At 40.8% G+C, this 667-nt stretch carries 1 pseudogene; it reads left to right on the plus strand.

The window, feature by feature from the left end:
• A pseudogene (locus tag R8N49_RS27675) lies at positions 1-421 on the plus strand (histidine kinase); the annotation flags it as partial.
• Positions 422-667 lie beyond the last annotated feature (246 nt).

Raw genomic sequence — 667 nt, forward strand, 5'->3', positions numbered from 1 at the left:
CAGCGCTGCGAAGTCGGTACTGATATTTGGTTGTACTGCAGATGTGTTCAAAGAGACCCAAGAGCGCATGTTAGGCGTAGGCGCTGACCATATCATTGCTAAACCAATAGTGGAGTCCGAACTGGATGATGCTTTGTACCGACATGCCGATTTGCTGTATCAATATCAATCCAAGCAAAATCAACAAGCATTAGAAGTGTTGGGAACCGATTCTTTGCTGATTAGCTTTTATGTCGCTCTAGATAATGGCAATCTCGGAGACGCGCTTGATGCGCTGCTTGCTATAATGGATAGCCTTCAACCTAATACAGATGAGGTATTGTCGGAGGTAATCACTAGGATTAAACGCGATCTACTGCATCAATCTCCACCCGATCAGGAAGATATAGACACATTAACTATGTTACTTGCTACGCCGTAATTTACAGATAAAAAAGCAGTCCATTTGTTTTCTTCGCCGCTCTTTTGGCTCTTCCTGAACTTCAGCGTATTTTTACCATATCGGTAGTGCTTTGTGCCGTCATTTATACTCTGAGTTTTTACATCTAGGTAGCATAAGCGTTTGCAATTGGTGTAATAAAACCAAATTTTGTTCCAATTCTATACCATCTACTCATTTTCAACCCTCTTAAAAGTAAGCCATTTCCATATTTTTGTGCCTTTTTTA

The organism is Vibrio sp. 1978, assembly GCF_033344345.1.